Genomic DNA, 891 nt, shown 5'->3' on the forward strand with positions numbered 1-891 from the left:
TCCCACGCTACCGGCTCGCGCTCGTCAGGGTCGACCCGCGCGGGGCGCGGCACGACGAGGTCCGCTACCTCGACGCCCCCTTCGCCACCACCGACCTCGGCGACTTCGAGGCCACCGGCCTGCGCGGCGACTGGGCCAGGATGTGGGCCAAGGGCAGCACCCCGTTCTGATGGTGACAAGCCCGTTGGTTGCCGCTGAGCCGCCCAGCCGGTCTCCGGGGACGAGGAAGAGGACGTCGTGCAGAAACGCAAGTTGATCGAGGTCGCGCTGCCGCTGGAGGCGATCAACCGGGAGTCCGCCCGGGAGAAGTCCATCCGGCACGGACACCCCTCCACGCTGCACCTGTGGTGGGCGCGCCGTCCCCTCGCGGCTGCGCGCGCCGTGCTGTTCGCCCAGCTCGTCGACGACCCGTCCGCACGGCCCGAGGAGTTCCCCACGGAGGAGCTGCAGCGCAAGGAGCGCGAGCGGCTGCACGAGCTGATCGAGCGGCTTGTGGTGTGGGAGAACATCCGTGACGAGAAGCTGCTCGCCGAGGCGCACGCCGAGATCCTCAAGTCCACCGATGGCAAGCCACCAGCGATCCTCGACCCGTTCGCGGGCGGTGGCACCATCCCCCTGGAGGCCCAGCGACTCGGCCTGGAGGCGCACGCCTCCGACCTCAACCCCGTCGCCGTCCTCATCAACAAGGCGCTCATCGAGATCCCACCCAAGTTTCGCGACCAGCCTCCCGTCTACCCCGGCCTGGCCGACTCCGAGATCCGCGCCTGGAAGGGCGCCGAGGGCCTGGCCGCCGACGTGCGCGCCTACGGCGCCTGGATGCGCGACGAGGCCGAGAAGCGCATCGGCCATCTCTACCCCAGGGCCACCCTCCCCGACGGCACCAAGGCCACG

The 891-nt window shown here is 71.0% G+C and carries 1 protein-coding gene; it reads left to right on the forward strand.

Annotated elements, in window-relative coordinates; genetic code table 11:
- Positions 1-237: 237 nt before the first annotated feature.
- Positions 238-891 (forward strand): DUF1156 domain-containing protein (locus AC5LSR_RS21840; protein ID WP_493465634.1); only part of this gene is annotated, 654 nt, incomplete at its 3' end.

This window comes from Protofrankia sp. CiP1_Cm_nod4, assembly GCF_982290645.1.